Genomic DNA, 26247 nt, shown 5'->3' on the forward strand with positions numbered 1-26247 from the left:
TCCGGCGCTACAGCCAGCCGTCACTCTTCTTCGTCCTTCCAGCCCTGCTGCTGGTTCTGGTTGCGCTGCTGCTGTTCCTGCTGCTGTTGCTGCTGCTGGTCGCGTCCGCGCCCCTCCTGCTGACCACGCTGGTTCTGCTGGGAACTCTGATTGCGCTGCTGGGCCATCTCGGATCTCCGGAAGCCGCGGGCGGGATGCCGCGGTCAGGATCATGCTGTGCAGGGGACGGTTAAAACCATGTGGCAATTTGCATACGAATTCGTCAAGCGTGGGCCTGAACTCTTACCCAAACACCTTGTTTTCATGGATTTTGCCGAGATCCATGGCAAAGCTTATTCCACGATGGAATGCACTCATGTCCCTATCCGCTTTCCGGCGCAGTCAGAAGCATGAACACGCACCCGTGTGCGGATTTGCCTCCCTTCGATTTGCGCAACCTATCGAAGTCCGATTGATGCCGTCTTTGGCATTCGGGAAAGCAATTTCACAGGCCCTATCAGTAAAGCGCCAAACACGTTCCAGTTCCAGCACCTGAATTCGCATCATTTGAAATGGTGCAGATACGCGCGTTGACGCCTCTCGGGGTGCCGCGCATGTTCCCTGCGATGAACACCTCACACACCATCGCACGGCTGGGAGACATCGCCAGCATCCGCCAGGGACATCCTTTTCGCGGAGCGATCAGAGCAGCCGAGGATGGATCGGTGCGGGTCATCCAGTTGAAGAACGTCGGTGTGAATGGCATGGACGATGTGCATGAGCTGATGCGCACGCATCTGAGCAACCGAAAAGCCCCGGACTGGGTGAAAGATGGGGACGTGGTACTCGCTGCACGGGGTAGTCGCCCCGTGGCAGCGCTGCTCACCCACCCACCGGAGAACACGGTGTGCAGCCCGCACCTTTACGTGATCCGGGTAGCTGACCTGGCCAGGACGCTGCCTGCGTTCATCGCTTGGCAGTTGAACCAGTCGTCGGCCCGGGAGCATTTACACAGGCAATCGGCCGGATCACGTCAGCAGAGCCTTCGGAAGAAGTCTGTTGAGGACCTGCGGATGAGGCTGCCGCCGCTTCTCCATCAGCAGCGCATCGTGACCATCGCCAGAGCAGCACTGCTTGAACGATCCCACTGTGAGCAGTTGATCGCAGCGCGCACCGAAGAGGTCTCCCGCTATGCGGAACGCCTCCTCCGCGGCGTCTCTACCTGACCCGGTGATGCACAGTTATGCCCATGATTTATCGGGAAATATCGCGTTTTCCGATATTAAGAATCCGGGTGTAGAGTCGGCGAACCGATCACTCCGTACACGCGATGATGACAACAGAAACTCCGGCCACCCTCGCCGCCCTGGTCCATGCGCGTGATGCTCTTGGCGAGGTCAGGCGTCCCGATGCCGACACGCATCTGACCCTGTCCCTGCTGCTGCTCAAGCTGGCCAGCGACGCGCACCAGGCCTGCACCCCACCCTCTGCACAGGCGCCGTTCGATCGGCTGCGTTCCGTGCCGTTCTGCGTGCCGGCGCATGCGCGGTTCGAGACGCTGTACCGGCAACGCCACGCGCAGGGCAACGGGCTGCGGGTGATGACGGCGCTGCGAGTGTTCACGCTGGCCAATCCGCGCAAGCTGGGCGGCATCTTCCCCGCGCTGCAGCTGGGCGATGCGCTGCCTTCAGATGAAACCCGCCGCGACGAGGTGCTGCTGCACCTGCTGGAACGCCTTGCCCTGCCGGCGCTGAATTTCCGTGGGCACCCCGGCTTTGGAAATGTCTGCATCAGCGATGCGGTGGAAGGTCTGCTGGAGCGCCCGGTGGCCGGGCGCGGCCCGGTCGAGGCGGGCCAGGTACCGGGTGCGTTGGCCTGGTTGATGACAGCGCTCACTGATCCGGACGCCCGCGAGTCTGTGTACGACCCCATCTGCCGGCAGGGCACGTTGCTGCTGGCGGCCTCACGTCGGATGCGCAAGGCGGGCGCCGAGGCCAGTCCGGCTTACCGCTACCCGTTGTATGGGCAGGAGGCCGACCCGCTGCTGTGTGCTGTTGCCCGCCTTCGCCTGCTCCTGCATGGCAGCGACAACCCACACCTCCGCTCGCGCGACGCATTGGAGGATCCGCTGCTGGAAGACGGTCGCCTGCAGCGCTTCCACGTGGCGCTGGCTTGCCCGCCGCTGCACCTCAAATGGGTGTCCGCGCAGGCTGCGCACGACCCGTACCTGCGCTTCCTGCACGGCACCGCGCCCCGCCAGTGGGCGCACGCGGCGCTGATCCAGCACATGCTGGCCACGCTGGATCCACAGCGCGGCCGCATGGCGGTGGTGGTGCCGCACGGCGTGCTGTTCCGCGACGGCGAGGAAGCCCGGATCCGCCAGGCGTGGCTGGATGCCAATCTGGTGGAAACCGTGATCGGGCTGCCCGACCGCCTGTTCGCCGGGTCGTCGGTGGCGACCGCGCTGCTGGTGCTGCGCAGGGCGCGCAAGGACGAAGCGGTGCTGTTCATCGACGCCCGCCGGCTGTCCACTGCAGGCAAGCGCGGTCCGCGCCTGGGCATGGAGGCAGCAGACACGCTGCATCGCCTTTGCGCAAAGCGCACAAGCGCGCCAGGATTGGCGCATCTGGCACGGTTCGATGAGATCACCGCCAACCACGGCAACCTGAGCATTGCGCGTTACGTGCGGCCGGTACCGGCTACCGCTGCTACCGACCTGGCAACGTTGCGCTCGCGGCGTGCAGCGCTGGAAGCGACATTCGCAGCGATCCAGCAGGAGTTGAACGCAGAGCTGGACGCGCTGGAGCGCGAGTTCTCGAAGCTGGCCTGAAACGACGCGCTCGGGTGCGACCGATTGGCGTTCTCTATCCCATTTCGAAAATGGATTGAGAATGCGTTCCGTCTTCTGCACATCGAACGCATGATTCGGAATGATGCACACAGTGTGAGATGGATGTGATCGAACACACTGTCCGCATGAACATCGCCCACCTCACTTTCGTCGTCGCGGACACACGTCTCCGTCCCTGTCTCTCCGTGGTGCTCGCATGAGCATCAACCACGGCAGATTTGGCGTTCGCCACTCGGTACTGGGCTGGTTGCGTCGGCTTGGCTGGAACTACCTGGAAGCACGCGAGCTGAGGCCGCTTCGCGGACTCGCCGAAAGCACGCTGCTCGAGAACCGCCTGCTGCCGTGGCTGCGGCGCTTCCGCTTCGAGCGCAACGGCGAGCTGCTGCCGCTTTCGCCGCAGGGCGTCCACGAGATCATTTCCACGGTGGACTCTTGCTGCCACAGCCTTGACTGGGAGGCATCCAGCGCAACCGTACATCGCCTGCTGGTGGAAGGCGCGCGTACGGTGCAACAGCTGCCGGATGGAAGCAGCACCGAGGTGCTGGTTCCGCTGATCGACTGGGAACATGTGCAGCGCAACCACTGGGACGTGGCCGATGCGGAGCCATACCCCGATCCCCTCGATCCCGACATCCGCGAGCTGGTCGGGTACGTCAATGGCATTCCGTTGGTCGTGCTGGCGTGCGTGGAGCGCGACCGCGAGAAGCGCTGGGGCACCGCCGCTGCCGGGATTTCCCACCTGTGGCGTGGCAAGACCGCCTTTGTGTCCCATCGGCCAGCGCTGCACGCGCAACTGCTGCTGTGCCTGGACCGGCGCGGCGGCTGCTATGCCAGCGTGGGCACGCCCGCCCATGGCTGGATGCGCTGGCGGGAACATGGCTGGAGCCGCGAGACGGAGGGCCAGTTGCGCGACCGTCCGGTGCCCTTCGCCGAGGTAGCGCTGGACCCGCCGTGGGCCGCGCATGCCGAGCTACTGCGCGGTGTGCTGGGGCCGCAGCGGTTCCTGCAACTGCTGCGCGGCTTCCTCCGCTCCGGCGCGCATGGGCGGCGCTATGTGGCGCGCCCTGGGCAGTTCTTTGCCGTGCAGCATGCGCTGCAGGCGCTGCGCAGCCGCGATGCCGCCGGAAGGCGGGGCGGCGGACAGCTGTGCCTTGCCGCCGGCAGCGGGCTGCAGCGCGCACGATACTGGCTGCTGCACGCGTTGCGCGCGGATCCCGAGTTCGAAGGGCTGCGCATACTGCTGCCGGTGGCCCGCCCCACCCCGGCGCCACAGGACCACAAGCGCAGGACGGGCCCGCAGGCGTCCGACCAGCTCACCGAGTTCCTGGCCGGCCATGCCAGCTCGCCACATGAGGTTCCGCTACGGGTGTTTCGCGGCTGGGGACGCAAGGCCGCCCCGCCGACGCCTGCGGAAGAGGCTGGTACCGAGATCCTGCTCGTGGTCGACGCAAATTTCTGGGAGAGCCCGCCTGCCCTGCTGCGCCGTCTGCGTCGCTGTCTGCCGCGTTCAACGTGGCTCACGTTGAGCTCGCAGCCCATCCTGCTGCCCTCGGCGGACCTGGACCCCGGCGCTCCGCTGTACCACTACCCGCCGGAGCATGCGGTGGCTGATGGCGTGGTGGTGCCGGCGTGGCGCGATGGCGGAGCGATCTTCCCGGTACTCAGCCGCGACATGCCAGCGGATTCCGAGGCTAGCCCTGGCGAGCTGCGTCAGGCACAGGTGGCCACGGCGATCAGCCAGCACTTCCACGGCGTTGTTCGCGTGGCAGAGCGCAACCTGCGGGGCACGCTGCTGGTGGAGACGCCGAAGGAAGCAGAGGACTACCAGCGTGCGCTCCATGCCGATGGGCGCCTGCAGACCCAGTTGACCGGCTACGACAGTCGAGGCCTGCCCACGCAGCGGGCATGGGAAGGCATTTCGCCGCAGGTGGAGCTGGTGATTGCACATGGCGATCTCCCGGCGTCGCAGGACGCGCGGCTGGGCCTGTTGTACGTGGACCGCCCGCTGTCGGACCCCGAGCGGCTGCGCGCGGTGGGGCTGATCAATGCCCCCCACCCGGACAAGCGCGCCGCACTGGTCGTGGACTTCCATGCCAGCGGGATGAATGACGCGGCCGGACAGGAGTGGTTGCCCGGCTCGGTGCAGGTCAACCGCGACGCGCTGGCGGGGGATGATCGGCGCCTGCAGGGGTTGTTGCCCGAACGTGCAGAGGAGAACTTCCACGCCTGCCGCGATCACCTCGCGCCGGAGTGGACGCTGGGCACGCATGGCGACGACATCGACCTGAACCGGCGCCGGCGTGACCTGCTGCATCGTCGCGTCACGGAGTTCGGCCAGAGGCTTCAGGTGGCAATCGCGTCGGAAGCCGCGTTCACCGGTGAACAGGCCGCAGTGAGTGCGCGCTACCGCAGCACCCTGCATCGCTACTCGGTATTGCGCGACGCGGTCAGCCAACTGGCGCTGGAAGAGGACCGCTTCAACCCCGAGGACCTGCGCGTGCGGCACTGGGCACGCGAGCGCGCACCGGCAGTGCACGAGGAGCCGCTGGACTACCAGGTATTCGCTCCGGTTGAGCAGAGCGACCCGGCAGGAAGACAGCAGTCCAACGAGATGTACACCCGCCTGCGTCACCAGCTCGGCCAGACCGGTGAAGAACCGCATCTGATCGAGCAGGCGCGCTACAACCTGAGCCAGATACTGCTGAGCCCCGCCGGCCAGATGCGACTGGACGCGCTGCAGGCATTCGAAGCCACGCGGCAGGTGTCACTGCACGGTGGCAGCGGCGGCTGTGCACCGTCACGCGGCCTGGCAGTACTGGAAGGCCTGTTCGGCGCCACCCGGCACCAGGCCGACCGCATTTCCATGGGCGCCCTGATCGACGTGGTGGTGGCCGAAGCGCACGCCGGCCCCCGCATCCTGTTCCACGAACACCTGCGCGATCGGCTGGAACCCCTGCTGCGCCGGCACCTGAAGGAAACCCAGGTGCAGGCCGTGCTGCACGCAGTCCTCGCGCGCGCGCATGACTGGCCGCCGGGGTGAGCCCGGCGGCCGGGACCGCCTACGGCATTACCGGCGGGACATAGGTCAGGGTCATTCCGAGCACCCACAGCAGGCCCAGCACCAACGGGATGTGCACCAGCAGCTGGATAAAGGTGAAGCCGACAATGTCGCGCGCCTTGAGGCCCAGCACGCCGAGCAGCGGCAGCATCCAGAACGGGTTGATCAGGTTCGGCAGGGCTTCGGCGGCGTTGTAGACCTGCACGGCCCAGCCCAGGTGCGCCTTCAGCTCATTGGCCGCCTGCATCACATAGGGCGCTTCGATGATCCACTTGCCACCGCCGGAGGGCACGAAGAACCCCAGTACCGCCGAGTAGATGCCCATGACCAGCGCGAAGGTGTCGGTGGTGGCGATATGCACGAACACGGTGGACAGGCGGTGCGCGAGGGTTTCGCCGCCACTGCCCACGGCGTGGGTAAGGATCATGGCGATGCCGCCATACAGCGGGAACTGGATCAGCACGCCGGTGGTGCTGGGCACGGCTTTGGCCACCGCGTTGAGGAAGCTGCGCGGGCGCCAGTGCAGCAGCAGGCCCAGCGAAATGAACAGGAAGTTGTAGGTGTTGAGGTTGGCAATGGCCGTGACCACCGGCTTGCTGGCGAACTCGCTGAACAACCAGCCAAAGGCCAGCAGCGAAAGCAGCACGGTGAGCAGCGGGCTGTACTCCAGCCATTCGCCGGCACGCGTACGCGGCTGAAGTGGCTCCGGTTCGGCCTCGGCCGCGCCGGCAAAGTCGCGCGAGGTGCGTGCCGTCGCCGGGCCCGGTGCGGTCAGCCACGCGATCAGCAGCGAGACCAGGATCAGCGCGGCCGTCAGCGCGATCGACTGCCACAGGAAGATGGTTTCAGTGAAGGGCAGCACGCCGGTGATCTCCACCAGGCCGGGCGGCATGCTGGCCGGGTTGGCCTGCAGCTGCGCGGCCGAGGAGCTGAGCCCCATCGCCCATACCGCCCCCAGACCCAGGTACGCCGAGGCACCGGCTGCGCGGTAGTCCATGTGCAGTTCTTCGCGGCGGGCCAGTGCGCGCACCAGCAGCCCGCCGAACACCAGCGAGAACCCCCAGCTGAGCAGCGAGGCCAGCATGCTGACCAGGCCCACGTACACCACCGCGCCCCGGCCGGTGCGCGGCACCCGGGCCAGCAGCTCGATGAAACGTGCCACCACCGGCGCGGTGGCCACCGCATAGCCACCGATGACCACGAAGGCCATCTGCATGGTGAAGGGAATCAGGCTCCAGAAGCCGTCGCCGAAGGCCTTGGCGGTCGCCTGCGGGGTGGCACCGAAACCCATGGCGGCCAGCGCCACGATCACCACGCCCAGCACCGCGAACACGTAGGCGTCGGGGAACCACTTTTCTGCCCATGCCGCCGAACGCAGCGCCGCGCGCGCCATCCAGCCGTCCTGCGTTGCTGCCGATGCCGTAGTGGCCATGCCCTACCCTCCCAGGTTCAATGGCGGGCAGTGTGCAGGAGGTCGACGGTGCTGTCTGTGACCTATTGGTAGCACCCGGGCCCTGCCCGGGTGACCCTCAGCCCAGGGCCAGCGCTGCGGCAATACCCACGAACAACGCCGCACCCACCCAGTTGTTGTGCAGGAAGGCCTTGAAGCAGGTGTCGCGCTCGCGCTTGCGGGCGATCCAGAATTCGTACGCAATCAGCCCGGCGGCCACGGCCACGCCCAGCCAGTAGTAGAGCCCCAGCCCGCTTCGCATGCCGACCATCGCCATGGTGCCCAGGAACAGCGCGTACAGGATGCCCTGGATGACCAGGTCCAGGTCGCCGAACAGGATGGCCGTGGAGTGCGAGCCCATCTTCAGGTCGTCGTCGCGGTCGACCATGGCGTACCAGGTGTCATACGCGGTGGACCACAGGATGTTGGCGCCGTACAGCAGCCAGCCGACCACCGGCACTTCGCCCTGGATGGCGGCGAACGCCATCGGGATGCCCCAGCCGAACGCCATGCCCAGGTACACCTGCGGCAGGTGGGTATAGCGCTTGAGGTAGGGATAGCTGGCGGCCAGGAAGATGCCGATGAAGCTCATGCCGATGGTCAGCGCGTTCAGGGTGAGCACCAGCGCGAACGCCACCAGCATCAGCCCGGCAAACAGCACCAGCGCCTCGCGCCCGGACACGCGCCCACTGGCCAGCGGGCGGTCCTTGGTGCGCTTGACGTGCGGGTCCAGCCAGCGGTCGGCGTAGTCGTTGATCACGCAGCCGGCCGAACGCGTCAGCCAGACCCCGGCGGTGAACACGAACAGGATCCACAGCGGCGGCAGGCCGCCGGCAGCCAACCACAGCGCCCACCACGTGGGCCACAGCAGCAGCAGGGTGCCGATCGGGCGATCGGCGCGCATCAGTTTCCAGTACTGGCCCCAACGCGACGGCGGAGCGCCGGCGGGGGCGTCAAAACGTTCGTAAGCCATGCGTAAAGGATACCGCCAAGCCCCCCGACGGGGTGCGCTGCGACGCGATTGGCCCGAGGGGGCAGACCTGCGCCGCGTTTACGGATAGAATGCCCGTCCCGCACCGCCTCATGGCGCTGCGATGCCCGCCCCGGCTTGCCGGTGGCGCGGCGGTCCTACAACGCGCCCGTAGCTCAGCCGGATAGAGTAGTGGCTTCCGAAGCCATTGGTCGGGGGTTCGAATCCCTCCGGGCGCGCCATTTGATCTTTGCAGACAGTTTCAAACGCGCAGTGCTTCGGCCCGCGTGGTGCTGCTTTGACTCAGGCCACCTGACCGACGGCGCTCTTTCTGCGTTTTGTGACTTGCGTCTTGGCTACAACCACATCGGGTGCAACCAGATCGACTTTGATTCGATAGCCCAACGCAGTCGCCGTGCGGCTGAGCGTATCGAGCGTGAGCCCGGTGTCGGCTTCATCCAACACGCGATCCAGTTGTGAACGACTGGTGTGCATTCGCTTGGCCAACGTAGCCTTGCTGACATTGCCAGCTTTCATCGCCTCAGCGACCTGCCACGCAATCACACGTTTGACAGCCAACGCCTCAGACTCTTCCAGCAGCCCTTCGGACTCCAGGAAGTCATCAAAACTTGATCCAACGTGTTTGTTCCTGCTCATTTGATTACCTCATCCCGGCGCTTCTTCGCCAGTTCCAAATCTGACTTTGGAGTCTTCTGGGACTTCTTTACGAACCCGTGCAACAGCACCATGTCCCGTTGCAGGGTGGTGAACATGACCCGTGCAACACCTTCTGGGAATGAGCTGCGTACTTCCCACAGCCGTTCATCCATCTTTCTTACCAGGGGCATGCCCAATGGCCACCCCAGCTGGACAGTCTTGATGTCTCCGCCGATTCCCCTGCGCGCATCGGCCGACACCTCATCCTTGAGCCAACTCCGGACGGGCTCGTCACCGGAGGCCGAACGATAGAACTTCACATCCAAGATCGCCTTCACGCACGTCCCTGCTGACATGACGTTGCCGATGGAAGGCAACGGGGTCAGTATACCCGAGTGTACATAAATAAGTACACTTTGCAGGTAATATGGCCGCCCGGCGGTTGCACCGGGCGGCGGCCGATCAATACGTCCCGTCGAACGCAAAGATCGGCTTTCGCTGCTTCCACAGACCTGCCGTGAAGTCCGGGAACTCCAACGTCTGGAAGCTGTTGGCGATGGACTGCTCGGACAGCGGGGTGATCGCACTCCAGGTGATCGCGTCGTAGATGTCGATCGGCATCGGGGCCTTGGCCTTGAGCGATTCGACGAACGCGTGGATCACGAACCAGTCCATGCCGCCATGGCCGGCGCTGGCGGCGGTGTCGGCGTGCTGCTTCCACAGCGGATGTTCGTACTGATCCTGGTAGGTCTGGAACGCTTCCCACTTGTGCGGCGGGCTGCGGCCTTCGATGTGGATGGACTGGTTGACGTCCATCCACAGGCCCTTGGTGCCCTGCACGCGGAAGCCCATGGAGTACGGGCGCGGCAACGAGGTGTCGTGCTGCAGCAGGATGGTCTCGCCGTTCTCGCAGGCCAGGGTCGTGGTCACGATGTCGCCCAGCTTGAACTTCACCTTGGTGCTGGGGTGGGTGGTGCCGCCACTCTTGGCCACGGTGTACTCATGCAACCCGCGCGACTTGCTGGCGAACGCGTTGATGTGGGTGAAGCGGTTGCCGCGATTGATGCCGGTGTACATGGCACACGGACCGATGCCGTGGCTGGGGTAAAGCTCGCCGTTGCGGTCCACCGAGTGCTGGGTGCGCCAGCGCGCTTCGGACCAGGCATTGGGACCGAACTCCACGCCGCTGTCGTACGGCTGGGAAGGATCGCCGGAGTTGAACTTCACCCCGCGCAGGTCGTGCTGGTAACCGGCCTGCAGGTGCACCAGTTCACCAAACACGCCCTTGCGCACCATCTGCAGCGCGGCCATCACGTCGCGGCGGTAGCAGACGTTCTCAAGCAGCATGTACGGCGTGCCGGTGGAGAGCTGGGTCTTGAGGACGTCCCAGTGGTCCTGCAGGGTGATGCCGGCCACCACTTCGCAGCCCACAGCCACCTTGGCCTGCATGGCGGCAATCGCCATCGGGGCGTGGTATTCCCACGGGGTGGCGATGATCACGCCGTCCAGGCCGCGCTGCTCGAGCAGGCGCTTCCAGGCATTGCGGTCGCCGTCCTGGCCGTAGGCCTTGGGTGCAGGCTTGCCTGCCTTCGCCACCATGTCCATGCCCTTCTTGAGCATGATCGGTTCGATGTCGCACAGCGCGACCACTTCAACGTCGTCGCGACGCACCAGCTCCTTGAGCAGCACCTGGCCGCGCATGCCGGTGCCGATCAGGCCCAGCCGCAGCGTACGCCCGCGGGCCCAGGCCGGGGTTTCCGGCAACAGGCTGGTGGCGGCCAGGGCCGCACTGGCCGCAATGAATTCCCTACGTTTCATGGAACGATACTCCCGTTGGAACAATCAGAACTTGTAGCCGACCTGCAGACTGTAGCTGCGGCCGAAGATGCTGGCATAGTCACTGGAGTCACCCAGGAAGCTGTTCGGGTCGTAGAACGGCAGACGGTTGAACAGGTTCTTGACCGTGAAGCCCAGGCTCCAGTGGTCGTCCGGGCGCCAGCCGACGCTGAGGTTGGCGGTCCACCACGACGGCACGCCGTCGCACTGGGCCGGGTTCACCGGCAGGTAGCCGGCCGTGCAGGTTTCCGGGTTGTTGTCTTCCGCATCGATCTGGTCCCACGCCCACTTGGTGGTGCCCACGTAGTTTATGAAGAAGCTCGTGGTGACCTGCTTGTAGTTCCAGTCCGCGTTGAAGGTGGCGCGCAGTCGGGGATTGCCGTAGTAGCCGATGGTGTTGCCGTAGTACCAGCGCAGTTCATCGCCGGTGTAGGTCTCCTTGCGCCGCGCGATGGTCGCCGCCACGCCGATGTTCATCGAGCCCCAGTCGCCCAGCGAGAAGCGGCTGCGTGCGTCGATGTCGAAGCCGTCAACCAGCGTGCGGCCCTGGTTCTTGTACTGACCCACCACGCTGGAGACGTTACCCACGCTGTAGCCCGGCAGCGTGGTCGGGCAACTCACGCCACTGGCGGGATCGGCGCACATGGCCGCCAGCGCCGCCTGGTTGGCGCGGTCCGCGTCGGTGATCGGCGAGCGCGTCATCGACTGGATGTCTTCTTCCTTGCTGTAGTCGGGTGCAGCGATCTCGTTGCGGCGATAGATGAACCAGTAGTCGGCGGAGATCGACATCCAGCTGGCCGGCTCGTAGACAAAGCCCAGCGTCGAGATCTTCGCCTTTTCCGGTTTGAGGTCCGGGTTGGGCTGGGTCATGCGCGCCACGGTGCGGCTGCAGTCGCTGTTGAGCAGCGAGTTGCCCAGCTCCACGTCGCCGCTGCGGCTGGACTGGCGCAGCAGGTTGGCGATGGCATTGGTCTCGTCGCAGCGGATCTCATCACGGAAGCCGCCCAGCTGGGCGAACACGCCACCGGTACCGGCCTCAGCCAGGCTGGGGGCACGGAAGCCCTCGGAGTACGTGCCACGCAGCAGCAGCTGCGGCAGCACCTGGTACTTCAGGCCGATCTTCGGAGCGAGGTTGGCGCTGAAGTTGGGGTACTTGTCCACGCGCAGCGCCGCATCCAGTTCCAGCTTGTCGGTCAGGGGCGCCACGGCTTCGGCAAACAGCGCATAGGTACTGCGCTTGCCATCGAACCACGAGCCGCCCTGCTGGGTGATCAGGCCGTTGGCCGCGTCCGGGTTGCCGGGCGTGTAGAACGTTTCGCGGGTGGCATTGAAGCCGAATGCGGCGCGCACGTCGCCAGCAGGCATGCTGAACAACGGTCCCTCGATCTTGCCGTCCAGGGTATGCAGGCGGGTCCAGGACTGGATGTCGAAGGTCGGGAACGCTTCGCGGATCAGCTGCGCGTTCTTCTCATTGATCACGCCGAACTGGTAGGCCGGATGGTCGGAGATGATCACGCGCCCGGTGCCCGGGTCCACGGTGTAGGGCCCGAACGCACGCTCGAAGCCTTCCAGGTTCACGTTGGTGGTCTGGTAGGTCACCGAGTGGGTGCCGGCGGTGGCGAAGGCCGTTTCCCAGTTCCAGTTTTCGCCCAGGCTGCCACGCAGGCCGGCCAGTACACGATAGCTCTGGTCGGTGTTGCGCTGGCCGAAGTGGTTGGCACCGACGTCCTGCAGCAGGTACTGCAGGCCTACCACGCCGCCCATCATCGCCTTGAGCTCCGGGCTGGCGAGGTTGTACTCGTTGTTGGGGCCGAGGTACGGGTACAGGAACTGGTTGACGGTGGTACCGGTGTTGCGCGAGAACCAGCTGGTGGGATTGCCGGTGGTGGTGTTGTAGGCGCGCGGCGTGCCGCCATTGGCGGTCAGGTCGATGTCGGTGTAGGTGGCTTCGGCGAATGCCTCGGTGGACTCACCCAGCAGGAAGTGCCCGTTGAGGTAAACGGTGTTGCGCTCGGTCTTCGCGCCGGCGTCGATCTCGTTGTTCATCCACGTTTCCCAGATGCAGCGCGGACCCGCTGCTTCGGTAGTGAGGATGTTGTTGCAGCCGGGCGCGGCCTCCTGGACTTTCGCACCGGTGACCGGATCGAACGCAAAGTAGCTGCCCGGGTTGAACACGCCCGGCTTGCTGCCGGTACCCAGGCGCAGGTTGGTGATGTAGTTCGGGTTGTTGACGTAGTACTGGCTGGGCCGCTTGTCGTAGAAGTCGCTGAGCGGGATCGCGTTGCGCCGGTACAGGTTGACCGAGGCGTAGATGTTGTAACGGTCCTCGTCGAGGTCGCCGAAGCCGGCGGTGATGCTGCCCTGCTGTTCGCCATAGGAGTCGATGCGCGAGGAACGGTCGGCGGTGATGTTGACCTCCGCGCCCTGGTAGCTCTGCTTGGTGATCACGTTGATCACGCCGGCCACCGCGTCGGTACCATATACGGCAGAGGCGCCGTCGGTGAGCACTTCCATGCGTTCGATGGCGGCAGCGGGAATGGCGTCGATGTTGACGAACTGGGTCTGGAACCCGGCCGGCGCACCGTAGTACGAGAGGCGGCGACCGTTGAGCAGCACCAGCGTGCCCTGCGCGCCAAGACCGCGCAGGTTGGCCTGCGAGGCGCCGTCGGAGCCGGTGAACAGCGAACGCGAATCCTGCTGGCCGGGCCGTGCCGCCGGCAGGTTGTCGAGCACCTGCAGCAGCGTGCGCGCGCCTATGTTCTCGATGTCCTGCTTGCTGATCACCTGCACCGGCGAAGACGTTTCAACGTCGCTGCGGCGGATGTTGGAGCCGGTGACCTGCACGCGCGCAAGTTCGGTGGCGTTGGCTTTGGACTTAGCGTCGGTGGCGGTGTCGTCGTCCTGCGCGAACGCGGGGCCGCTCACGGCCAGGGCAAGGCCCAGCGCGACGGACAAGGGTGTGGCGGGGATGCGGCGATGGCGTGCGTTCAACATCGTTGGCTCCTTGTACATTCCGCAGCGTGGGGCTGCCAGGGTGGGGTTTTTCGGGCAACAGTTCCCCGCACCTCGGCCATGAGGCCGAAGTCGGGAAACCGTGGGGTGAGGTGGTATGACGCGTAGTGCGGTGGGTTACGGCGATACGATGCTGGCGGTATCGCCCTCCTGTCCGATCAGTGCGGCGTTGGCCCAGTTGCCGCATACCTGCGTGGGCTGCGCGCCTTGTGCGCCCAGGGTGCGCAGGCTCAGGCTCTGCAGCCCGCGGATGTCGAGTTCGGGTTTGACCACGCCCGGCGCCTTGACCAGGCCGCTGTCGTACAGCAGCCGACCGTCGCCCCAGACCTGGAACTGCATGCCACCAGCGGTGCGGCAGGCGTCATCGATACCGAGGTCGGCACGCAGCAGGCGCCACTGGCCCTGCAACTGCAGGTCGATGCGGCTGGCCGGACCCACGCCCAGTCCACGGCGGAACAGCAGGCCGTTCATGCGCATCGGCTGGCCGCCCTGGAAGGCGAGGTCGGCACGCACCTGTGCGTTGGCGGCGGCGGGCAACGGCAGCTCGGAGATGTAGCGCTGCTGCGCCGGACGCTCGGCTACCTGGTGCTCCAGGATCTGGAAGGTACTGAGGGTGATCGGCCCGACGTCGCGCGGTTGCAGTGCATCCACCGCGCGGGCGACGCTGCCCTGCGCGGCCGTGACCATCGGATCGCTGCCGGCGGCGCCGTCGCCTTCCGGGTTCTGCACGCTGAGCACGCGGAAGCGCAGCAGGCGGCCGGCGTGCGCGGGGAAGTCGATCTGCTGCTTGTCCTGCTTGAGTGCCAGGCGGCCGCGCTTGATCGGCTCACCCCATTCGCCGTTGGTGTCGGCCAGGTAGATCTCGTAGTCGCGGACCTGGCCACTCTTCCAGTGCTGGTCGTTGCGCGGCGCGAGCACGATGCCGTCGACCAGGCGACGTTCGCCGAAGCCGATCACCCATTCGTGCGCGCCGGTGCGCACGGCCTGGTTGCGCACGGTGCGGAACCAGGTGGCCGGGTCGTCGTCGAAGGCCTTCTCCAGTTCGTAGCCGCGCTCTTCGGCCGGGCGGTTGACCACCAGCAGGCTGTCGGCGGGCAGCGCGCGGCCCAGCACCGGCGCGGCGGGGAAGACGTCGTCAGCGGGCGCCGCAGCCTGCGGAATATCGAGCTGGAAGGCCAGCGGCGTGCGGATATCCACTGCAGCGGTGCGCACATGCACGGTGCCCTTGCGCTCGGCAGGGTCGTAGTACCAGCCCTCGCTGGCCCCGTTCCACGCGTCAGCGTCGGCCAGCAGCGGCAGCGCGCGGCCGTCGAGGTTCACCGCCGTCGGGCGCTGCCGGCTCAGCACGCGCAGCGCATAGCGGCGCTGCGCCAACTGGCCCTGGTACTGGCCGCGCACGCCGTCGATGCTGACCTGCACCGGACCACTGCCCTGCTCAGGCGCCTGCATGCGCACCTGCTGCTGGCTGGACTCGCCCTTCTCGTAGCGGCGGGTGTTGCCGTCGTCTTCGTACAGCGTGTACTGCGAACTGCCCTGCGGATACAGGTCGAAGGTGACTTCGTCGAGCGGCTTCTCGCCGTCGTACAGCATCTCCGGGTACATCGGCACGATCGCACCGGCGCGCACGAACAAAGGAATCGTGGCCAGTTCCACCGGGCGGTCCAGGGTGCGGCCCTCCGCCCCCACCTGCAGCGCGCGACCGTCCCAGTAGTCGATCCAGCGGCCCTGCGGCAGGTGAACGTCACGTCGCCAGCCACGGCTGGCGGCCTGGCTGCGGTACACCGGCGCCACCAGCAGGTCGCGGCCGAGCAGGAACTGGTACTTGTAGGTTTCGTCCCACGCACTCGGATCCTGCGGGTAGTCCCACATCAGCGCGCGCAGGATCGGCGCGCCGGTGGTGGCTGCCTCGTGCGCCAGCCCGTACATGTACGGGGTCATGCGCATCTTGAGCTTGAGGTAGTCGCGGTTGATGCTGCGGTAGGGCTCGTCGTACCACCACGGGTGCTTGCGCGCACTGCCCGACCAGCCGGACATGCCCATCAGCACGGGGGTGAACGCCTTCCACTGCAGGTCGCGGGTGAAGGTTTCGGCGCTGCCGCCGAAGATCGCATCCACATCGCCACTGGCGTAGGCCATGCCGGACAGGCCGGAGCCGACCAAGGTGGGAATGTGCCAGCGGATGTAGTCCCAGCTGCTGCTCTGGTCGCCGGTCCAGGCGACCGCATAGCGCTGGATGCCGGCCCAGCCCATCACCGTCCACAGGAACGGCCGCGAGTCGGAGTTGTGCAGGATGCCGTTGAACGCGGATTGGTTGGCGTCCATCGCGAACTGGTAGCCCTTGCCGGTCCAGGCCACGTCCAGCTTCTGCACCCGGGTACCGGCGGTGCCCACTTCCCAGGCGATCTTGTCCACGCCGTTCTCGGTCCACAGCCCGGTCTTGAAACCGTAGCCGGCCAGGCCCTTCACCGTTTCCGGCAGGTTCCTGTAGCCGCAGCCGTAGCCGTCGTTGGGCAGGATCCAGCCACCGGGCATGTCGTGCGCGCGGTACTGCTTTGCCACACTGTCGACCACGTCCGGGGTGGTGCCGGTGGGGCCATCGCTCCAGCCTTCGGGCACGCTGCCGGGCTTCTTGATGTTGTCGCCGTCGTTGTAGCAGTCAGCATCGCCATACGAGAACGCCCAGCGCGGCAGCAACGCGGCGCGACCGGTCAGTGCGGTGTAGCGGTCCAGCAGCGCGGGCAGACCGTCGCCGACGAAGTAATAAGCATCGAAGCGGTCTTCGCGATGCAGCAGCGTGGCCTGGTCGGCCTGGCGCAGGTCGTAGCTGCCATCGCTCCAGGTGTTGCGCAGCATGCCCCAGCCACGCGAGCTGAGCAGCATCGGCGCAGGGTTGGGGCGGTCGCCCTCTTCCCAGCCGCCGGAGTAGGACACTTCAAGTTCGCGCCCCTTGAAGGCGAACCGGCCGTTCTGCTGGCCGCCGCCGACGAACTGCTCGTCCGGCTGGCTGCTGAGCACCTGCACGCTCTGTGCGGTATCCAGGTCCAGCGGTTGCAGTTCGCGCCACAGCGTCACGTCCTTGCCGCCCTCGCGGCGGTCCAATGCCAGCCGCAATGGCTTTCGCTGGATGTGCAGCACCAGCGCGTCGGTGCGGATGCGCACCTCGGCGGCATCTTCCTCAAGGGTGAACGGCACGGCGCCGGCGGGCTGCGGCAGCACGATCGGCGCGGCCTTGTCGCCCGCCGGTTGCAGCTTGCCGGTGCGGCTGGCCTGCACGCGGAGCAGGTCGGTGCGCAGCAGGTCCACGCGCACGGTCATGCCATTGTCGGTAGTGAGGTTCCAGGCGGTTGCCTCACTTCCAGGCGCAGCCTGCACCGTGGCGAGATTGCCCAGCGGCGCGGCCATCGCAGGCAGGGTCGCCAGCGACAGGGACGAAAGCAGCGCGATGGCCAGTACGGTGCGTCGACAACGGGTAACCACTTCGCCCCCAAAGCCCGCGGTAGGCGGGTGTCCGAAACCAGTGCGGCCGACTATGGGGCAGGCTGTCGAAAGATGTCAATAAATTGCAAAGAAAAAAGCTTAGGAATTTGTCTGAAAAGAAAGTTGATGCAAAGCACCACTTGCTTTCTGCCACCTGAATGCGCGAATTTTCCCTTGAGTTATCACGGCGCACACCATTCCGATTGCGCTGCCGGGAAAATTGCGATTGCAAACTGTGATCGACCAATCTTATTTATATCTTTCGTTATTTGACATTTCGAAAGAAAACGAAGATTGTTTGCCTGCCCAACAGGAATCGCGAATGGACGTCACCCTGCTCCCTGACTTGCCCGCCTGGCAGCGCCTTGGTGGCGCGCACACCGCTGAAGAGATCGCGCAGCAACCGACCCTGTGGTCGGCGCTGGCTGGGGTGATCGATGGCGCGCGCGAACGCATCGACGCCTTCCTGGGCGACGCCTTGAGCGATCCCAACCAGCGGGTGATCTTCACCGGTGCCGGCAGCTCGGGTTTCATTGCCGAGATGGTGGCCGACCAGATCAACGCGCAGTGGCCGGCCGACGTGCGCGCCCTCCACACCACCAGCCTGCTGACCCACCCGGCGCTGTACCTGCAGCGCGACCGCCCGACCCTGCTGGTGTCGTTCGGGCGCAGCGGTTCCAGCCCGGAGAGCGTAGCGGCGGTGGAACTGGTGCGTGCGCAGGTAGATGAGGCGCGCTTCCTGGACATCACCTGCAACGCCGAGGGCGCGCTGGCACAGCGCGGCCAGGGTCGCAGCGACACGCTGTCGCTGCTGATGCCGCCGGCCAGCTGCGACCGCGCGTTCGCGATGACCAGCAGCCTGAGCTGCATGCTGCTGGCCGCCTTGAGCGTGTTCGACCGCGCTCCGTGGGCCGACCGCAGCGCGCGCCTGCGCAACCTCGCAGAGCTTGGCGCACAGGCCGTGCAGGCCTGGGACGCACCGGTCGCTGCGCTGGCGCAGGGCGACATCTCGCGGGTGATCTACCTGGGCAGCGGACCGCTGGAAGCCACCGCACGCGAAGCCGCGTTGAAGGTGCTGGAACTCACTGCCGGGCGCGTGCTCGCACTGGCCAACACGCCGCTGGGCTTCCGCCACGGCCCCAAGTCCACGCTCAACGGCACCACGCTGGTGGTGATGCTGCGCAGCGCGCAGCCACTGGCACGCCGCTACGAACAGGACCTGCTGGAAGAACTGCGCCATGATGGCATCGCCGCGCACGTGATTTCGGTAGGCCCGGCCGCAGCGGACAGCACCGAAGGCGACTTCGTGCTCGACGTACCCGCCCTGCCCGACACCTGGCTGGCCCCGCTCTGGCTGGTGATGCCGCAGTGCTTCGCACTGCAGCGGTCGACCGCGCTGGGCCTGACTCCCGACAATCCCTTCCCCGACGGCACGGTCAACCGCGTGGTGCAGGGCGTGACCATCCACGACCATGGCTGAGTCCGACATGCCCGTGCAGCGCTGGTATGGCATCGACATCGGCGGCACCAAGATCGAACTGGTGGCCTGCGACGCCGGGCTGACGGTGCACCACCGCCAGCGCGTGGCCACCCCCACCCACGACTACGCGGCGTTCGTCGAAACCATCGGGCAGCTGGTGGACGAAGCCGACGCCGCGCTCGGCGTGCGCGCCAGTGCGGTGGGCATCGGCCTGCCCGGCGTGCGCGACCGCGACAGCGGTGTGCAGCTCAGCGCCAACGTACCGGCCCTGAGCGGGCGTACCGTGGGGCACGATCTGGAAGCGCGGCTGCAACGCCCGCTCGCGCTTGGCAACGACCTGCAGTGCTTCGCGCTGTCCGAGGCGCACGACGGCGCGGCGGCCGGTTACCCGAGCATGTTCGGCGTCATCCTGGGCACCGGTGCCGGCGGCGGCTACTGCCTGCACGGCCAGCTGGTGGCCGGCAACAACGGCATTGCCGGCGAGTGGGGGCACTGGAGCCTGCCGGCCACCCTGCAGCTGCGCCACGACCTGCCGCTGCTGGACTGCGGCTGCGGCCTGCGCGGTTGCCTGGAGCGCTACGTGTCCGGCAGCGGCCTGGCCATGATCCACGAACGCCACGGCGGCCAGGCCCGCGACGCCACCACGGTGGTGGAGCTGGCGCAGGCCGGCGACCCGACCGCGCTGCACGCGCTGGCGATCCACCGCGACCTGCTCGGTTACAGCTTCGCCAGCCTGATCCTGGCGCTGGACCCGCACGTGATCGTGCTGGGCGGCGGGCTGTCCAAGCTGGAACAGCTGTACCGCGACCTGCCTGCGGCCATCGCGCCGTACCTGTTCAATGGCGTGCGCGTGCCGCCGATCCTGCCGCCGGTGTTCGGCGATGCAGGCGGTGCACGCGGCGCGGCGTTGCTGGCCCGCCAGCTGCACGGCGCGCCCTGAATCCCTCCCCCCATTCTGCTGCGCCAGGAGTGCTGCCATGTCTGCCGTTCAATCGTTGATCGCTGCCCATCGCCAGGGCCAGCCCGTTGGCCTGTACAGCGTGTGCTGCAGCAACGAGCAGGTGCTGCTGGCGGCCATGGACGTGGCGCGTGCGTACGACACGGTGCTGCTGGTCGAAGCCACCTCCAACCAGGTGGACCAGTTCGGCGGCTACACCGGCATGACCCCGCCGCAGTACCGCGACTACGTCCTGCAGCTGGCACGCAACCACGATTTCCCGGTGGAGCGGCTCATCCTGGGCGGCGACCACCTCGGCCCGAATGCCTGGCAGAAGGGACCGGCCGAGGTGGCGATGGCCAACGCACGTACGCTGATCGCCGCGTACGTGGCCGCCGGCTTCCACAAGATCCACCTCGACTGCAGCATGTCCTGCGCCGACGATCCGACGCCGCTGCCCGACGCCATCGTCGCGGCGCGTTCGGCCGAGCTGGCGCGCATTGCCGAGCGTACCGCCGCCGATAACGGCCTGCCGCCACCGGTGTATGTGATCGGCACCGAAGTGCCGGTGCCCGGCGGTGAGGCCTCGCTGGAAGGCGGGCTGGCGGTGACCACGCCGACGGCCGCCGCGCTCACGCTGGCGATCCATCGCGAAGCATTCTCTGCACCGGACCTGCAGCCGGCGTGGGAACGGGTGATCGCGATGGTGGTGCAACCCGGCGTGGATTTCGACCACAGCAGTGTTCATTACTACGACCGGGCCGCCGCACAGGCGCTCTCCGCCTTCGTGGAAACCCAGCCGCGCATCGTGTTCGAAGCCCACTCCACCGACTACCAGACCGAAGCGGGCCTGCACGCGCTGGTGCGCGACCATTTCGCCATCCTCAAGGTCGGCCCGGCCGCGACTTATGCGTTCCGCGAAGCGGTGTTCGCGCTGGCGATGATCGAACGCGAACTGCTGCCCGCCGCCGAGGCCTCGCAGCTGATCGACGTGCTGGAGCGATGCATGCTGGACAAGCCGGGCAGCTGGGCCAGCTACTACACCGGCAGCGCGCACGAACAGCGCCTGCTGCGTGCGTACTCGCTGAGCGACCGCAGCCGCTACTACTGGGGTGAGCCGGCGGTGCAGGCGGCGTTGGCCACGCTGGTCGACAACCTGACCCGGGTGCCGCCGCCGCTGATGCTGCTCAGCCAGTTCCTGCCCGAGCAGACCCGTGCGGTGCAGGCCGGCGTGCTGGCCGCCGAGCCGCTGGCGCTGGTCCGCCACAAGGTGGGCCTGCGCCTGGCCGAGTACGCGCGCGCGTGCATCAACGAAAGTTTTTCTGCCACGGAGGTTTCGGAACGGTAAGCTTCGGCTTTCCTTCCGAATGGAATCGCCTCCATGCGAAACACACGGCAGCGCCGCCAGCAGATCCTGCAGTTGCTGGTCGACCACGGCAACGTGCAGGTCAGTGAACTGGTGGACCGTTTCGGCGTGTCGGCCGTGACCATCCGTGCCGACCTGACCCACATCGAGTCGCAGGGCCTGGCCACGCGCACCCACGGCGGTGCCACGCTGGTGCGCAAGCCGCCGCTGGAGCAGGACATCCACCAGAAGGACACGCTGAACCTGCCGCTGAAGGACAGCATCGGCGCGCATGCCGCGCGGCTGGTGCGGGCCGGCGACAACATCATCATCGACTCCGGTTCCACCACCATGACTCTGGCCCGCCACCTGCGCGGGCACCAGGACGTGACGGTGATGACCAACGGGCTCAACATCGCCTGGGAACTGGCCAACGCGCCGGGCGTGGAACTGCTGCTCACCGGCGGCCTGCTGCGCAAGCAGTCGCTGTCGCTGCAGGGCAGCCAGGCCGAGGCCAGCCTCAACACCTACAGCTTCGACACCCTGTTCCTGGGCGTGGACGGCCTGGACCTGCAGTTCGGGCTCACCACCCACCACGAAGCCGAAGCCCGCCTCAACCACCGCATGGTGGAGCGCGCGCGCCGCGTGGTGGTGCTGACCGACGCGTCCAAGTTCGGCCACGTCAGCCTGCACCGCATCGCCCGCCTCGACCAGGTCCACACCATCATCACCGATGCCAGCATCGACCCGGACTACCTGGACGGGCTGCAGAAGCTGGGCATCGAAGTGATCATCGCCGAGTCCCCGCCGTGAACCCTGCCGCCTTCCTGCATGGCCGCGTACTGACCCCGTCCGGGTGGGTGCGTGGCGACATCCACTTCGACCAGCGCATCGTTTCGATCCGCAGCGACCACGCCGACCCGCGTGGCGAGAACGAGGTGCCGTACATCCTGCCGGGCTTCATCGACCTGCATGTGCATGGCGGCGCCGGGGTGGACATCATGCAGGGCGGCGACACCGCCGTGACCGTGGCGCGCGCGCATGCGCGGCATGGCACCACCGCGTTGCTGGGCACCACCATGACCGCCGAGGCGGACGACATCGTGCGGGCGTTGCAGGGGTTGGCAGGGGCGATCGCGCAGCGCGCGCCGGGCACCGCACGCGTGCTGGGCGTGCATCTGGAAGGTCCCTTCATCAGCGCCGAACGGCTGGGCGCGCAGCCGCCGCTTGTAGTGGAGGCCACGCTGGACGACGTGCGCCGCCTGCATGCCATCGCGCCGATCAAGGTGCTGACCATGGCGCCGGAGATCGGCCAGCACCTGGCCCTGATTCCCGCGCTGAGTGCGCTGGGCATCCGCGTGCAGCTGGGTCACAGCGCCGGCAGTTATGAAGAGGGCGTAGCGGCGCTGGACGCCGGCGCAGCGGGCTTCACCCATCTGTTCAATGGCATGACCGGCGTAGACCACTACCACCCCGGCATCGCCACCGCGGCGCTGGCGCATGCGCAGTACGCTGAACTGATTCCCGACCTGCAGCACGTCCACCCTGGCGCGATCCGCACCGCATTGCGCGCGATCCCGCGCCTGTACTGCGTGACCGACGCCACGGCCGCCACCGGCATGCCCGATGGCGAGTACGCGCTGGGCGTGCAGCGGGTGCACAAGTGCCTGGGCTGCGTGCGCCTGGAAAGCGGTTCGCTGGCCGGCAGCGCACTCACCATGGACCAGGCACTACGCAACCTGGTTGCGCTGGGACTGGCGCTGGATGACGCCTCCGACCGTGTTTCACGCTTCCCGGCCGACTATCTGGGGCTGGAAGACCGGGGCCGCCTGCAACCGGGCGCCTGGGCCGACCTGGTGGTGCTCGACCGCGACCTGCGCGTGCAGCAGGTGGTCGTGGAAGGCGAACGCATCGCGCTCGACTGACTGATCCCGCGCCGCGCACGGCGCGTTCCAACGTAGACAGGACCGCACCATGAACGACGTTTCCGCCGCCATGCCCGTGCCCGCTGCCGCCGACGCGCCGCGTTGGCCGGTGCGCTATCTGTTGTTCATCGGCGGCATGGGCGGGCTGCTCTACGGCATCGATATCGGCATCATCGCCGGCGCCCTGCCCTACCTGGAAGCCACTGCAACCGCGAGCTGGCAGCTCACCACCCAGCAGCTGGGCTTCGTGGTGGCCGCGGTGCTGCTGGGCAGCGTGCTCTCGTCGCTGTTTGCCGGCGCGGTGGCCGACCTGATCGGGCGGCGCGGGGCGATGGTGCTGGCCGGGCTGTTGTTCACCGCCAGCATTCCGGTGATGGCGCTCTCGGAGGGCTACGGTCCACTGTTGATGGGGCGGCTGTTGCAGGGCATCAGCGGCGGCCTGATCGGCGTGGTGGTGCCGCTGTACCTGGCTGAAGTCCTCAGCCCGGAGCGGCGCGGGCGGGGTGCGGCAATGTTCCAGCTGCTGCTCACCATCGGCCTGGTGCTGGCGGCGGTGATCGGCCTGTACCACGCGCACAGCGTGGACGTGGCCACCGCAGCCGTGGCGCACCTGCCCGGCGAGGAGCAGCAGCGGCTGCTGTTCGCGGTGAAGGACCATGCGTGGCGCACCATCTTCTGGAGCTGCCTGCTGCCGGGGCTGGTGTTCACCGGCGGCGCGCTGCTGATCAGCGAATCGCCGCGCTGGCTGGTGCGCCGTGGTCGCATCGACAAAGCCCGCCGCGCACTGCAGCGCACCGTTGCGCCGACCGAGGTGGAAGCCACCCTGGCGCGCATGCAGGCGCCCGACGCCCCGGCCAGCGACGGCGCGCCGGCCAGGCGCGACCCGCTGCTGAGCCGCCGCTATGTGTGGCCGTTCGTGCTGGCCTGCCTGGTGCTGGCCTTCACCCAGGCCACAGGCATCAATTCGGTGCTGGCCTATGCGGTGAACATCCTGCACCAGGCCGGCCTGCCCGGTGCGGTGGCCAACTGGGCCGACGTCTCGATCAAGCTGCTCAATGCGCTGATGACCGTGGTCGCGCTGGTGCTGGTGGACCGCAGGGGCCGCAAGTTCCTGCTGATGCTGGGCACCGGCGGCATCACCGTGGCGCTGCTGTGCGCGGCACTGCTGTTCGTGCGCAGCGAACACGGCCGGTTGGACGTGCACACCACGCTGCAGCAGCAGCTGGTCGGCGATTCGCTCGCGCTGCCGATGGACGCTTCGCAGTGGCGCCGCCTGGACGGCAGTGCCGAGGGGCAGCCGCTGCAGCTCACCGTGTCTTACTCCTACGGCGGCTTCAGCAACGTGCGCTCGCTGCGCAGCGACAACCCGATCGATACCACCCTGCAGATCCGCCGCGAAGACGCGGTTTCGGCCGACAGCGTGATCGGCGCGTTCTTCCGTCGCATCCACCTCAATCCGTTCCCAGACCCGGCCGCCGCCGCAAGCGCGCCGCTGGTGATCGAACGCGCCGTGATCGGGCCGGTGCCGTCGCCAACCCATGGCTGGATGGTCGCCGGTTGCATCCTGCTGTTCGTGGCCTTCTTCGCGGTCGGCCCCGGCGTCTGCGTGTGGCTCGCATTGTCCGAGCTGATGCCGACCCGGATCCGTTCCAATGGCATGAGCATCGCACTGCTGATCAACCAGTTCGTGTCCACCGTGATCGCCGCGATCTTCCTGCCCACGGTCGGCCACCACGGCTACGCCAGCATGTTCTTCTTCTGGGCCGGCTGCACGTTGCTGTACTTCCTGGTGGCCGCGTTCCTGCTGCCGGAAACCAAGGGCAAGACACTGGAAGAAATCGAAGCGCGGTTCCGCTGACCGCGCTGCGGAAGCCTCAGCGCAGCTTCCGCAGGCGGAATGCCACTGCGATCTGCAGGAAGCCGTAGAGCAGGCTGCCGATACCGATCCACAGCGTGGTCACCGCCACCCCGCCCAGCGGGTTGGCGAACATCATGCCACCCAGCACGATGGCCAGCAGGCCGCTGACGATGAGCAGCCATTCGCCTTCGATCTGCTTGCGCACGCGGATCGCGTAGACGATGCGGTACACGCCGGCCATGACCAGCCAGATCGCCAGCAGGAGAACCAGGACCTTGGCGGTCACCAGCGGATTGATCACCGCCAGCGCACCGAAGCCGACGGACGCCACCGCGTAGACCAGCGCCCAGCCGCGCGGCGCGCCGCTGTTGCCGCCGAACACCGCGAACAGGCTGATCAGGCCTTCGATCAGGGCCATGACCCCGATGGCCCAGGCCAGGCCGGCTGCCGCCGACAGGGGTCGCATCACCGCGATCAGTCCGAAGCCGATGGCCACCAGCCCGTACAGCAGCAGTACCCACCAGCTGCGGCCTACCCACGACAACAACGAGGTACCGCGCAGATCCGACGCCTGGCTCATGACGGTGTTCCTGTGAAGGAGGTCAAGCGCGATGCTAGGCCTGGAGGGGCGTCGCGACAAGGCGTCAGGGCGCGCGGGCACATACCCACAGCGTGGCCTGCTCCATCCCGGACCGTTTCAGTGCGCGCAGGGCCGCATCCAGGGTGGCGCCGGTGGTCATCACATCGTCGACCAGGGTCAGCCTGGGCGGCGGGGTGGCCGTTACGGCGAAGGCCCCGCGCAGGTTCTGGCGGCGAGCCTCCGCGTCCAGCGTCGACTGCGCCACCGTGGCCCGGCTGCGGCACAACCCTGACCACAGGGGCACACCCAGTTCGCTCGCCAATGGCCGGGCCAACTCCCGCGCCTGGTCGTACCCGCGCTCGCGCAGCCGCCGCCGGTGCAGCGGCATCGGCATCAGCGGGTCCAGCGCGAACTCCGGCACTGCCTGCAGCATCAGTTGGGACAGCAGCCGTCCGGCCGCCAGGTCCTGGTGGAACTTGAAGCGCAGCACCAGACGGTCGATCGGCGGCGCATAGATGAAGGTAGCCGCCGCGCCCACCTGCCGTGGCGGCTGACGCAGACATGCCCCGCAGATGGCCGCCGGCTCCCCCGGCGGCAGGGGCAGCGCGCACAGCGGGCAGGCATGGTCGTTCCAGGGCAGCTCGGCGTAGCACGCGACGCACAGGTCCAACCCCTCGTGACCCGGATCGGCGCAGACCATGCAACGCAGCGGCAATGCCTGACGTCCCAGCCACCTCAGGGCGTCGTAAACTTTACTGAGATCCATATGGTTGACAGTATCGTGCAACCTCACCAGACTGCCGCCCCTCGCTTCCGCAATCTGTCAGGACAC

Annotated in this window: 19 protein-coding genes and 1 tRNA gene; 10 read left to right on the forward strand and 10 right to left on the reverse strand. The window is 67.0% G+C overall.

Going from position 1 to position 26247, the window contains the following annotated elements; all coding sequences use genetic code 11:
• Window positions 1–20: 20 nt before the first annotated feature.
• Window positions 21–167, reverse strand: coding sequence for a hypothetical protein (locus HGB51_RS10130; RefSeq protein WP_171966802.1), 147 nt, complete (start codon window positions 165–167; stop codon window positions 21–23).
• A gap of 438 nt (window positions 168–605) precedes the next feature.
• Here HGB51_RS10130 and HGB51_RS10135 point away from each other — a divergent pair, with 438 nt between their 5' ends.
• The 3 genes from HGB51_RS10135 (at window position 606) to HGB51_RS10145 (ending at window position 5870) form a co-directional block, all read left to right on the forward strand.
• Window positions 606–1205 carry a restriction endonuclease subunit S gene (locus tag HGB51_RS10135; RefSeq protein ID WP_070207097.1) on the forward strand — a complete coding sequence of 200 codons (600 nt, stop codon included), beginning with the start codon at window positions 606–608 and terminating at the stop codon, window positions 1203–1205.
• A gap of 107 nt (window positions 1206–1312) precedes the next feature.
• Entirely contained in the window at window positions 1313–2809 is a 1497-nt protein-coding gene (locus HGB51_RS10140) for an HsdM family class I SAM-dependent methyltransferase (protein ID WP_171966803.1), read from the forward strand.
• 217 nt (window positions 2810–3026) lie between these two features.
• The gene (locus HGB51_RS10145) at window positions 3027–5870 is read left to right on the forward strand and encodes a type I restriction endonuclease (protein WP_070207067.1); all 2844 of its coding nucleotides are present in this window, start codon (window positions 3027–3029) and stop codon (window positions 5868–5870) included.
• A gap of 19 nt (window positions 5871–5889) precedes the next feature.
• Here the strand turns inward: HGB51_RS10145 and HGB51_RS10150 are convergent, their stop codons facing one another.
• Window positions 5890–7281, reverse strand: coding sequence for a short-chain fatty acid transporter (locus tag HGB51_RS10150; protein WP_070207096.1), 1392 nt, complete (start codon window positions 7279–7281; stop codon window positions 5890–5892).
• Window positions 7282–7417: 136 nt separating this feature from the next.
• Window positions 7418–8311, reverse strand: coding sequence for a 4-hydroxybenzoate octaprenyltransferase (gene ubiA, locus HGB51_RS10155; protein ID WP_070207066.1), 894 nt, complete (start codon window positions 8309–8311; stop codon window positions 7418–7420).
• A 162-nt stretch (window positions 8312–8473) separates the two neighbouring features.
• On the opposite strand from ubiA, the gene HGB51_RS10160 reads away from it, so the two are divergent.
• A tRNA-Arg gene (locus HGB51_RS10160) sits at window positions 8474–8550 on the forward strand.
• A 61-nt stretch (window positions 8551–8611) separates the two neighbouring features.
• Here HGB51_RS10160 and HGB51_RS10165 read toward each other — a convergent pair.
• The 5 genes from HGB51_RS10165 to HGB51_RS10185 form a co-directional block, all read right to left on the reverse strand.
• Window positions 8612–8965, reverse strand: coding sequence for a helix-turn-helix domain-containing protein (locus tag HGB51_RS10165; protein WP_070207065.1), 354 nt, complete (start codon window positions 8963–8965; stop codon window positions 8612–8614).
• Complete coding sequence (locus tag HGB51_RS10170; protein ID WP_218084532.1) at window positions 8962–9303, reverse strand: type II toxin-antitoxin system RelE/ParE family toxin; 342 nt, start codon at window positions 9301–9303, stop codon at window positions 8962–8964. Before HGB51_RS10170 ends, HGB51_RS10165 begins: the two co-directional genes overlap by 4 nt.
• A gap of 124 nt (window positions 9304–9427) precedes the next feature.
• Window positions 9428–10783, reverse strand: a complete 1356-nt coding sequence (locus tag HGB51_RS10175) for a Gfo/Idh/MocA family protein (protein ID WP_070207063.1) — start codon at window positions 10781–10783, stop codon at window positions 9428–9430.
• A gap of 24 nt (window positions 10784–10807) precedes the next feature.
• A complete protein-coding gene (locus tag HGB51_RS10180; RefSeq protein WP_070207095.1) occupies window positions 10808–13795 on the reverse strand; it encodes a TonB-dependent receptor domain-containing protein in 2988 nt (995 codons plus the stop codon).
• Window positions 13796–13930: 135 nt separating this feature from the next.
• Window positions 13931–17215 (reverse strand): TIM-barrel domain-containing protein, encoded by a 3285-nt coding sequence (locus HGB51_RS10185; RefSeq protein ID WP_246233539.1) that lies wholly within the window; start codon window positions 17213–17215, stop codon window positions 13931–13933.
• 397 nt (window positions 17216–17612) lie between these two features.
• Between HGB51_RS10185 and HGB51_RS10190 the strand changes: the two genes are divergently transcribed.
• Genes HGB51_RS10190 through HGB51_RS10215 form a run of 6 tightly spaced genes read left to right on the forward strand, consistent with a single transcriptional unit; the run spans window position 17613 to window position 24835 of the window.
• A complete protein-coding gene (locus HGB51_RS10190) occupies window positions 17613–18770 on the forward strand; it encodes an SIS domain-containing protein (RefSeq protein WP_070208232.1) in 1158 nt (385 codons plus the stop codon).
• Window positions 18763–19710, forward strand: coding sequence for an ROK family protein (locus HGB51_RS10195; protein ID WP_070208231.1), 948 nt, complete (start codon window positions 18763–18765; stop codon window positions 19708–19710). The genes HGB51_RS10190 and HGB51_RS10195 overlap by 8 nt, the downstream gene beginning before the upstream one ends.
• A gap of 37 nt (window positions 19711–19747) precedes the next feature.
• The gene (locus tag HGB51_RS10200; RefSeq protein ID WP_070208230.1) at window positions 19748–21055 is read left to right on the forward strand and encodes a D-tagatose-bisphosphate aldolase, class II, non-catalytic subunit; all 1308 of its coding nucleotides are present in this window, start codon (window positions 19748–19750) and stop codon (window positions 21053–21055) included.
• Between the two features lie 33 nt (window positions 21056–21088).
• Window positions 21089–21865 (forward strand): DeoR family transcriptional regulator, encoded by a 777-nt coding sequence (locus HGB51_RS10205; RefSeq protein WP_070208229.1) that lies wholly within the window; start codon window positions 21089–21091, stop codon window positions 21863–21865.
• A complete protein-coding gene (gene nagA, locus HGB51_RS10210; protein WP_070208228.1) occupies window positions 21862–22977 on the forward strand; it encodes an N-acetylglucosamine-6-phosphate deacetylase in 1116 nt (371 codons plus the stop codon). The genes HGB51_RS10205 and nagA overlap by 4 nt, the downstream gene beginning before the upstream one ends.
• Window positions 22978–23026: 49 nt before the next feature.
• Window positions 23027–24835, forward strand: coding sequence for an MFS transporter (locus HGB51_RS10215; RefSeq protein WP_070208227.1), 1809 nt, complete (start codon window positions 23027–23029; stop codon window positions 24833–24835).
• A gap of 16 nt (window positions 24836–24851) precedes the next feature.
• Here the strand turns inward: HGB51_RS10215 and HGB51_RS10220 are convergent, their stop codons facing one another.
• Complete coding sequence (locus HGB51_RS10220) at window positions 24852–25415, reverse strand: HdeD family acid-resistance protein (RefSeq protein ID WP_070208226.1); 564 nt, start codon at window positions 25413–25415, stop codon at window positions 24852–24854.
• A gap of 64 nt (window positions 25416–25479) precedes the next feature.
• Window positions 25480–26181, reverse strand: coding sequence for a ComFC family protein (locus HGB51_RS10225; protein WP_070208225.1), 702 nt, complete (start codon window positions 26179–26181; stop codon window positions 25480–25482).
• Window positions 26182–26247: the final 66 nt, after the last annotated feature.

The organism is Stenotrophomonas bentonitica (assembly GCF_013185915.1).
GTDB lineage: Bacteria > Pseudomonadota > Gammaproteobacteria > Xanthomonadales > Xanthomonadaceae > Stenotrophomonas > Stenotrophomonas bentonitica.

What these genes read in the sequence shown, in the direction of transcription:
- HGB51_RS10130 (WP_171966802.1), bottom strand. Translation starts at nt 167, where the DNA reads ATGGCCCAGCAGCGCAATCAGAGTTCCCAGCAGAACCAGCGTGGTCAG.
- HGB51_RS10135 (WP_070207097.1), top strand. Translation starts at nt 606, where the DNA reads ATGAACACCTCACACACCATCGCACGGCTGGGAGACATCGCCAGCATC.
- HGB51_RS10140 (WP_171966803.1), top strand. Translation starts at nt 1,313, where the DNA reads ATGACAACAGAAACTCCGGCCACCCTCGCCGCCCTGGTCCATGCGCGT.
- HGB51_RS10145 (WP_070207067.1), top strand. Translation starts at nt 3,027, where the DNA reads ATGAGCATCAACCACGGCAGATTTGGCGTTCGCCACTCGGTACTGGGC.
- HGB51_RS10150 (WP_070207096.1), bottom strand. Translation starts at nt 7,281, where the DNA reads ATGGCGCGCGCGGCGCTGCGTTCGGCGGCATGGGCAGAAAAGTGGTTC.
- ubiA (WP_070207066.1), bottom strand. Translation starts at nt 8,311, where the DNA reads ATGGCTTACGAACGTTTTGACGCCCCCGCCGGCGCTCCGCCGTCGCGT.
- HGB51_RS10165 (WP_070207065.1), bottom strand. Translation starts at nt 8,965, where the DNA reads ATGAGCAGGAACAAACACGTTGGATCAAGTTTTGATGACTTCCTGGAG.
- HGB51_RS10175 (WP_070207063.1), bottom strand. Translation starts at nt 10,783, where the DNA reads ATGAAACGTAGGGAATTCATTGCGGCCAGTGCGGCCCTGGCCGCCACC.
- HGB51_RS10180 (WP_070207095.1), bottom strand. Translation starts at nt 13,795, where the DNA reads ATGTTGAACGCACGCCATCGCCGCATCCCCGCCACACCCTTGTCCGTC.
- HGB51_RS10185 (WP_246233539.1), bottom strand. Translation starts at nt 17,215, where the DNA reads ATGGCCGCGCCGCTGGGCAATCTCGCCACGGTGCAGGCTGCGCCTGGA.
- HGB51_RS10190 (WP_070208232.1), top strand. Translation starts at nt 17,613, where the DNA reads ATGGACGTCACCCTGCTCCCTGACTTGCCCGCCTGGCAGCGCCTTGGT.
- HGB51_RS10195 (WP_070208231.1), top strand. Translation starts at nt 18,763, where the DNA reads ATGGCTGAGTCCGACATGCCCGTGCAGCGCTGGTATGGCATCGACATC.
- HGB51_RS10200 (WP_070208230.1), top strand. Translation starts at nt 19,748, where the DNA reads ATGTCTGCCGTTCAATCGTTGATCGCTGCCCATCGCCAGGGCCAGCCC.
- HGB51_RS10205 (WP_070208229.1), top strand. Translation starts at nt 21,089, where the DNA reads ATGCGAAACACACGGCAGCGCCGCCAGCAGATCCTGCAGTTGCTGGTC.
- HGB51_RS10215 (WP_070208227.1), top strand. Translation starts at nt 23,027, where the DNA reads ATGAACGACGTTTCCGCCGCCATGCCCGTGCCCGCTGCCGCCGACGCG.
- HGB51_RS10220 (WP_070208226.1), bottom strand. Translation starts at nt 25,415, where the DNA reads ATGAGCCAGGCGTCGGATCTGCGCGGTACCTCGTTGTTGTCGTGGGTA.
- HGB51_RS10225 (WP_070208225.1), bottom strand. Translation starts at nt 26,181, where the DNA reads ATGGATCTCAGTAAAGTTTACGACGCCCTGAGGTGGCTGGGACGTCAG.